4 protein-coding genes and 1 pseudogene are annotated in these 8,446 nt (G+C 65.3%); all 5 read left to right on the top strand.

The genetic code is table 11. The annotated features are described in order from the left end of the window. Window positions 1–2,711 (top strand): bifunctional glycoside hydrolase/polysaccharide deacetylase family protein (locus BLX41_RS32855; protein ID WP_123728220.1); only part of this gene is annotated, 2,711 nt, incomplete at its 5' end. Then, on the top strand, window positions 2,689–6,276 hold the full coding sequence (locus tag BLX41_RS32850; RefSeq protein ID WP_123728219.1) for a tetratricopeptide repeat protein: 3,588 nt from the start codon (window positions 2,689–2,691) through the stop codon (window positions 6,274–6,276). The genes BLX41_RS32855 and BLX41_RS32850, both read left to right, overlap by 23 nt. Before the next feature lie 28 nt (window positions 6,277–6,304). Then, on the top strand, window positions 6,305–6,826 hold the full coding sequence (locus BLX41_RS32845; protein ID WP_123728218.1) for a penicillin-binding protein activator LpoB: 522 nt from the start codon (window positions 6,305–6,307) through the stop codon (window positions 6,824–6,826). 5 nt (window positions 6,827–6,831) lie between these two features. Beyond that, window positions 6,832–8,202 carry a PelD GGDEF domain-containing protein gene (locus BLX41_RS32840; RefSeq protein WP_123728217.1) on the top strand — a complete coding sequence of 457 codons (1,371 nt, stop codon included), beginning with the start codon at window positions 6,832–6,834 and terminating at the stop codon, window positions 8,200–8,202. Continuing rightward, window positions 8,180–8,446 (top strand): annotated as a pseudogene (locus BLX41_RS37035) (HEAT repeat domain-containing protein); the annotation flags it as partial. The gene BLX41_RS32840 and the pseudogene BLX41_RS37035, both read left to right, overlap by 23 nt.

Here is an 8,446-nt window from a genome sequence, read left to right as displayed (position 1 = left end):
GGGCGCCCCCCGCCAGCGTCGGTTTCTGGTACGCCGAGCAGCCGCCGCTGCCGGAGCTGGCGCAGTTCGAATGGGCGGTGGTGGAACCCGGCCATATGGCCGCCGGGGATGTTGCTACCTTGCGCAAACTGGGCAGCCAGCCGTTCGCGTATCTGTCGGTGGGCGAATTCGACGGCGACCGTGCCGCACTGGACAAGGAAGCCCTGAGCAAGGGGGCCAGCGCCACCCGCAACAAGGCGTGGAACAGCCAGGTGATGGATATTGCCTCTCCGGCCTGGCGCGAACACCTGTTCAAGCGCGCCAAGGCGTTGCAGGACCAGGGTTATGCCGGCCTGTTCCTCGATACCCTGGACAGTTTTCAGCTGCTCCCCGAAGCCAATCGCGAACCGCAACGCCAGGCCCTGGCCTCGTTCCTGCGGGAACTGCACAGCCGCCTGCCGAATCTCAAGCTGTTCTTCAACCGGGGCTTCGAGGTCCTGGGTGAACTCGACGGCGTCGCCTCGGCCGTGGCCGTCGAATCGATCCACGCCGGCTGGGATGCCTCGGCCAAGCGTTATCGCCCGGTTTCCGAGTCCGATCGCAACTGGCTCGAAGGTGAGCTCAAACCGCTGCGCGCGAAAAACATTCCGTTGGTGGCCATCGACTACTTGCCGCCCAACCGTCGTGAAGAGGCGCGCAAGCTGGTGCGCCAATTGAGCCAGGAAGGCTTTATCCCGGTGGTCACCACCCCGGACCTCAATGCCATCAGCATGAGCACCGTGGAAGTGCAGCCGCGCCGCATCGCCATGCTCTACGACCCGGGTGAGGGTGAACTCTACGACCACGCCGGGCACCGGATGCTGGGCGGCCTGCTGGAATACCTGGGCTATCGGGTCGACTACCTGCCGGCCGACGACAGCTTGCCGTCCTACAGCTTTGCCGGCCTCTACGCCGGGGTGGTGCTGTGGATGACCAGCGGCCCGCCCCAGGACAGCCGTGCGTTTAACAGCTGGCTGGGCCAACGCCTGGACGAACAGGTGCCGCTGGCCATCATGGCCGGGCTGCCGATCGAGGATCGCGCACTGCTCAAGCGCCTGGGGTTGAACCTCGCAGCGCCGGGGGCTCGCGGCGCACTGCAGGTGCTGAGCCAGGACAAGACGCTGATCGGTGGCTTCGAAGCACCGGTCGTGGCCCGTACCCGCGAACTGACCCGGGTGACGCTGCTGCCCGATGGGCCGAAACCGGCACTGTTGCTGGGGGATGACAAGGGCGGCAAGTACGCCCCCGTGGCCATCGGCGCCTGGGGCGGCATGGCCCTGGCACCTTATGTGGTGGAGGCCAACGTCGAGCGCAGCCACTGGATTCTCGACCCCTTCGCCTTTATCCAGAAGGCCCTGCGTCTGCCGGCGCAACCGCGTCCGGACGCCACCACCGAGAACGGCCGGCGGATCGCCACCGTGCATATCGACGGCGACGGCTTTCCTTCCCGCGCCGAAGTGCGCGGCACCCCGTATTCCGGGCGCCAAGTGCTGGATGACTACATTCGCCCCAACCCGTACCTGACCTCGGTATCGATCATCGAAGGGGAAATCGGCCCCAAGGGCATGTCGCCGTTCCTCGCCAGGGAGCTGGAGCCGATCGCCCAGGAGATCTTCGCCGACCCCAAGGTCGAGGTGGCCACCCACACCTACAGTCACCCGTTCTACATGCAGCCGGAGAAGGCCAAGAAGGACGAGGATTTCCACGCCGAATACGGCCTGCGCCTGAATATCCCGGGGTACAAGACCCTGGATTACAAGCGCGAGATCCTCGGCTCGCGGGACTACATCAATAGCCGCCTGACCACCGCGAAAAAGCCGGTGAAGCTTGTCTTCTGGCCGGGGGATGCGCTGCCCAGCGCCGAGACCATCAAGCTGGCCTACGACGCCGGACTGAAAAACGTCAACGGCGGGCAGACCATCCTGACCAAGGCCAATTCGTCGCTGATCGGCCTGTACCCCTTGTTGCGTCCCACCGAAGGCGGCTTGCAGTACTACGCACCGGTGATCAACGAGAACATGTACACCAACCTCTGGAAGGGCCCGTATTACGGTTTTCGCGACGTGATCGACACCTTCGAGCTGACCGACAGCCCGCGGCGCCTGCGGGGCATTCACCTGTACTACCACTTCTATTCGGGGACCAAGCAGGCGTCGATCAAGGCCATGACCGACATCTACCGGTTCATGCGTGGCCAGCAGCCCATGTCCTTGTGGATGAGCGACTACCTCGATCGGGTCCATGGCCTGTACCAGGCCAGCCTGGCCCGCACCGTCAACGGCGACTGGCAGGTTCGCGGCATGGATGGCCTGCGCACCCTGCGCCTGGACCCGGCGCTGGGCTGGCCGGATCTCGGCCGTTCCGAGGGTGTAGCGGGGGTCCGCGATCTGCCCCAGGGGCGTTATGTGGCCTTGAGCCGCGATCATGCGCTGCTGGCCCTGCGCCCTGAACGTGACCCGCGTCCGGCACTGGAGCTGGCGAACATTCCCCTGCGGGACTGGCGTTATGTGAGCGACCGACAGGTGACGTTCTCTTTTGCCGGTCAATTCAACCTGGAGTTTTCGGTGCGTTCGGCCAGCGCCTGTCGGGTCGAGGTCCAGGGCCAACGTTATGCCGGCAAGTCCGAGCAGGGCCTGTGGCATTTCCAACTTCCCATGAAGCAGGTGAGTGATGCCCAACTCTTCTGCAACTAAGGCCCCACGCGCGCGGCTGCTCAATCCCTGGGCATTGCTGCTGGTGGCGATTGTCGTCGGCGTGCTGCTGTGGGCGACCTATCGCAACGAAGATGCGTTCCGTCCCAAGGGCGGCCAACCGGACGAAGTGTCCGCCAGCTATGCCGAGGTGCTGCTGGCGGCCCACCCGGAAAACAACGAGTTGCGCACCCAGTTGCTCGACCTGCTGATTCAGCTGGGCGACTACTCAAGGGCGGAAAAGCACCTGGCGCAGTGGCCACAGCCCGATCCGGCGCTGAAGGCCTACTACCGTTTGCAACTCGATGCCCTGGCGCTGAACAACAGCACCGACAGCGCAGCGTTGCAGGCCCTGGCCGAGCGCTTCAAGGCCTTTGACTACAAGACACTGCCCAGCCCGCAGCTCGAGCGCCTGGCCACGCTGGCCTTGAGTGCCCAGGCCCCGGGACTGGCGGCGGATGTCTATACCGAACTGGCGCGTCGCGATCCCAAGCAGCGCGATCAATGGCTGCCCGAGGCGGCCAAGTGGTACCAGGCCAGCGAGCAACCCGGGCGCGCCGCCGATATCTATGTGCAATTGCTCGACGCCAGCCAGACGCCGGAAGCCCGTCGCCCGCTGCTTGAGAAAGCCTTCAAGACCCTGGTGGCGGCGGATCGCGGCGACCAGGCCGCCGAGCTGCTGGCCCGGGAGCTGGCTGCCCAGCCGGAGGAACTGGACCCTGCACTGCTTGATCAGGGTGTCGATGTGGCGGTAGCGCACAACCGCCCGGACCTGGCCGAACAATTCTTTAGCGCCTGGCGCAAATTGCAGCCCGACAGCCCGGAAATCCTGACCAAGGAATTCAAGCAGCGCCTGGCCTTCGGCGACCTCGAGGGCGCCCATGCAGTGGGCTCGCAACTGCTGGAGCTGCATCCGGATGATCCGCTGCTGCTGGAGCAGATGGCCCATCTCGCCGAATGGCAGGGCGACTCGGCCTCGGCGCTGGGCTACTGGATCAGCCTGAGCAAGCTGCGTCACAACCCGGCGGAGTTCGAGCACACCTGGCGCCTGGCCATGCAGACCTACGATTTCGACCGGGGCATTCCGCTGTTGGCGGGGATCATGGAGAGCCGGGCCCTGAGCAATATCGAACTCGATGCCCTGGTGTACGCCGAAGAATCCCGGGGCACGCCCGAGCAGGGGGAAAAGTGGCTGCGCCGCTATGTCGCCAAATACCCGAAACACCGTCTGGCCTGGGTCCGCCTGTTGCAGAACCTGGAAAACACCGAGCAGTACCCGCAGCGGCTGGCGGTCTGGACGCGCTTCGCCGGCCTTTATCCGTTGACCAGCACCGAGCGGGTGGACTGGGCCAACAACCACCTCAAGCTGTTTGACAGCCAGTCGGCCTGGAAGGTGATCACCGCAGTCGACGGCAACAAGATCGACGACCTCAACTACTGGCAGTCCCGTGCCGCCCTGGCCTGGGACCTGGAGTTGGACGATGAACTGCAGCTGGCACTGGAGAAGATGCTGGCCATCAAGGGCTCGCTCAATAGCGGTGACGAGAGTGAGTTGATTGCCCTCTATCGCGTCCGTGATCCGCGCAAGGCCTTGCAGTTGACCGTCGACAGCTGGCGCCGGGAGCACAATCCGCAGCGCTTGATTGCGGCCCTGCAATTGGCCCAGGAGCTGCAGGACTGGCCACTGGTGGTCGACCTGCTCAAGGAAGCCGACCAGTACCCGGATGCCTCCGACCGCTCCCAGGTCCTGGCCGCCCGCGGCGCGCTGGCGATGCAACAAGGCCGCACCGACGAGGCCCTGCGCCTGTATCGCCTGGGCTTGAGCCGCTTCCCGGATGACAACACCTTCCGCGAGCGCCTGATGTGGCTGTATGTCGACCTGGGTCGCACTGGCGAGCTCAAGCCGCTGTTGCAGCAATGGCGTTCCCTGGCCCGCGGCGACAGCACCCTGTGGCTGCCGTTTGCCGCGGCCAGTCAGTTGCTCGGGCGCAATACCGAGGCCCTGGCCTGGTACCGTCTGTACCTGCGGAGCAACCCTCAGGACTGGATGGTCCAGGCGGCCTACGCCGATGCCCTGGAAGGCGCAGGTTATGCCGACTCGGCCCAGCGCCTGCGGCTCAAGCTCAACCGCGAAGTGACGCCTGAGCAGATCCGCGCCACGCCCCAGGGCTATGCGACCTGGCTGCGCCTGGTGGCCAGCAGCTATTCGTCGCGCAAGGCGCAGAACAAGGCGATGCAATGGCAGGACGGCTCCAAGCCGATGCTGCAGCTGTGGTTCGACCAGATGCTGGCACGCCTGGACGACATCAATCAGTCGGCGCAGAAGGATGACTGGCTGGCCTGGGCTCGCGCCCGCGGCCTGAAAATCAGTCGCTACGAGCAGATCCAGGAAGCCCTGCGCGGCAACAACCGCCAGGCCCTGGAGCGGCTAGTGGCCAGCGGCGATCTGGACCCGGCGCAGCAGGCCGAGGCCCTGAACAGCCTGGGTCGCAGCGGCGAAGCGCTGGCCGTGGACCTGTCGGCGCTGGGCGAGGACCAGCCGGCGGCGCTGCGTGAGCAATTGCGCCGCCAGGCCATCGAGCTGACCGAGCGCACGCCCCAGGGTGTGCAAATCGCCTGGGATCGCCAGGACTACGGTGGACTGGTGTTCAACGGCCCGCGCCTCACCGCTGCGCGTTACCTGAACGACAACTGGTACGCCAAGCTGGTACTGGAGCAGGGCCGATACAGCGGCGATGTCCTTGATGAATCGCGCCTGGGCCATGAGACCAACACCGAATTGACCTTGCAGCGGCAACTGGAGAACGGCAACTACAAGCTGATCTTCGACAGCAGCCTGCGCAAGGACGATGACCGCAACGGCCTGGGCGCCAGCCGCACCTGGCAGGTGGACAGCGGCAACGAACTGGACGTGGGCGCCGACTGGCATCGCAAGAACGAGGACAGCGGATACATGCGCGCCTTCGGCCGGCAGGATGATGTCTGGGTCGGCGGGCGGCATCGCTATTCGGCCCGTGACCTGTTGTCCTGGAGCCTGGCCCAGCGCTGGTTCTCGACCCGCGGCGGCGATGACCTGGGCAGTGGCCAGGCGTTGAAGATCGAGTTCGACCACACCTTGCAGTTCGAAGGGCCGAACTGGGAATTGCGCAGCGGTATCGACTACCAGCAAAACAGCCTGAACAACCGTTCGCTGCCCAACTTGGCCAATACCCTGGGCGGGGGCATCGACCTGGCCGGGGCCGAGCTCGACAACCCGAACCAGATCAACAGCCAGACCCTGCTGCAGAAACGCTATGGCCAACTGTTTTTCGGCAGTTCGTGGCGGCGTGGCTTCCCGGGTGCATTGAACCGCACACGCGGGCAGTACACCTGGCTGGTGGACGTCAGCTCCGGCTGGCAGTGGACCGACAACACCATCAACTACGCCATCAGTACCGGTCTGGGCACCGAGGTCATAGGGGATGACGAATTGGCAGTGACCTTCGGCTACCAGTCGGCGCCCCAAGGCGGAACTGGCAAGTCCGGTGGCACCGCAGGTGTCAGCTACAGCGTGCGTTTCGGACGCTGATCATGGAATTCAAAGAGGAGTGAACCTTATGCAATCCATTCGTTGCGTGAGTCTGGCGATGGCCGCTTTGCTGATGGCCGGCTGCAGCAGCTTTACCGGTCAAGACAGCCCTGGGCTGTCGAAAAGTGCGCGCTGGGGCGTGTTGCCGCTGGTCAACTATTCCCAGACGCCCCAGGCCGGGGAGCGCAGTGAGCAGATTCTGCTCAGCGTTCTGAGCAGTCGCGGCCTGCAACCCCAGGTCTACAGCGGCGCGCCGGGGCAGGGCGAGCAGGCCCTGCTCGACGACAGCGAGCGTCTGGCCGGTGCCATGGATTGGGCCCGTGAGCAGAAGCTCGACTATGTGGTGTCCGGCAGCGTTGAAGAGTGGCAGTACAAGAATGGCCTGGATGGCGAGCCGGCGGTGGGCATCAGCCTGCGGGTGGTCGAGGCGGGCACCGGCAAAGTGCTCTGGAGCAATAGCGGCGCCCGTGCCGGCTGGTCTCGCGAAAGCCTGGCCGGCGCCGCGCAGAAGGTGCTCGACAAGCTTGTCGGTGGCCTTAGGATCGAGTGACTGTCATGAGCTCTCCACACATGGACTACGCGCTGGCGCCCCGCGCCAGCGGCCCGGCGTCATGGCTGGAAACCTTCCTGGTGACGGCTCTAGTCATCGGCATGGGGCTGTGGCTGGCGCCCCAGGACCCGCTGCAAGTGCAGGGCGAATTTCCCTGGTCGGTGCTGGCGCCATTGTTGCTGGGCGTGCGCTACGGGTTCGTCCGCGGCCTGATCAGCGCCAGCCTGCTGGTGGCGGCGTTCTTCATCCTGCGTCAGTCGGGGTTGCCGGGTTACGCGCCGATCGCCTCGTCCTACATTGTCGGCGTGCTGGTCTGCGGCATGCTCGTCGGCGAAGTGCGGGACCTGTGGGAACGGCGACTGTTGCGCTTGCAGATGGCCAACGAGTATCGCCAGTACCGGCTCGACGATTTCACCCGGGCGCACCAGATCCTGCGGGTGTCCCACGATCGCCTGGAGCAGCGCCTGGCGGGCAGCGACCAGAGCCTGCGCAGTTCGTTGCTGGGCCTGCGCGAGCGCCTGCGTGCAGTGCCCAATGGCGATGACTCGCTGACCCTGCTGGCCGAGCCGGTGCTGACCCTGCTGGGCCAGTACGGCTCGTTGCGGGTGGCCGGGCTGTACCGTGTGGAGCAGGCCGGCAGCGCGCCGCCCACCCTGACCCTGCTGGCCTCCACCGGGACTATGCCCCTGCTGGACAACAACGACCTGCTGGTGCGCTTGTGCCTGGAGCGCGAAGAGCTGGTGAGTGTGCGTGAGGAACTGCTCGACAGCGGCGGGCAGGCTTCGGTGTCGTCGCTGCAGGCCTGTATTCCCCTGGTGGATACCCAGGGGCGGGTGCTGGCGATCCTCGCGGTGCGGCAGATGCCGTTCTTTGCCTTTCAGGAGCGCACCCTCAGCCTGCTGGCGCTGCTGGCTGGGCATATCGCCGATCTGCTGCACCCCGATTCACAGGTGCTGCAGCTGGAAAACGCCGATGCCCAGCACTTCACCCGCCAGCTCAAGCGTTCGCTGGTGGACGTCGAGCAACACGGCCTGTCCGGATGCCTCTATGCCTTTGAACTGACCCAGCCCAACGATGAACTGGCGCGGCTGTTCGAACGCAGCCAGCGCGGGCTGGACCTGCACCTGAGTCTGGCCAACAGTCGCGGGCACGGGCTGTTGCTGGTGCTGTTGCCTCTGACCAGTGCCGAGGGTGCCCAAGGCTACCTGACGCGCCTGGGCAAGCTGGTCCACGAGCACTTCGGCATGAGCGTGGACTTGGCCGGCCTGGGGGTCACGGTGCTGCCCTACGACCTGGAGTCGGCCCGGCAACGCAATGGGCTGCGTAACTTTCTGTACAACGAGTGTGGCCTGAATGATCAGCAAGTGGCTGTTTAGCGGAGCGCTGTTTTTCGAGGTGGGGAGCTGGGCCAGCCTGACGGCGCAGCTGCCCGACCTGCAGATCGCGCTGCTGTATGCAATGTCCCACGGTATCGCCTGCGGCCTGCTGACGGCGGCGGTGTGGCTGCTGTTGCCGGCGCGCTATCGCCGGCCGTTGCCGTGGAGTCCGCTGTTCATTTTCAGCCTGGCGTTCTTTGTGCCGCTGTTGGGTTCGGTCGGGGTGATTGCCGCGATCTTTCCG

It is taken from the genome of Pseudomonas protegens (assembly GCF_003732485.1).
GTDB classification, from domain to species: domain Bacteria; phylum Pseudomonadota; class Gammaproteobacteria; order Pseudomonadales; family Pseudomonadaceae; genus Aquipseudomonas; species Aquipseudomonas protegens_B.
This window is presented reverse-complemented; position numbering and strand designations above follow the sequence as displayed.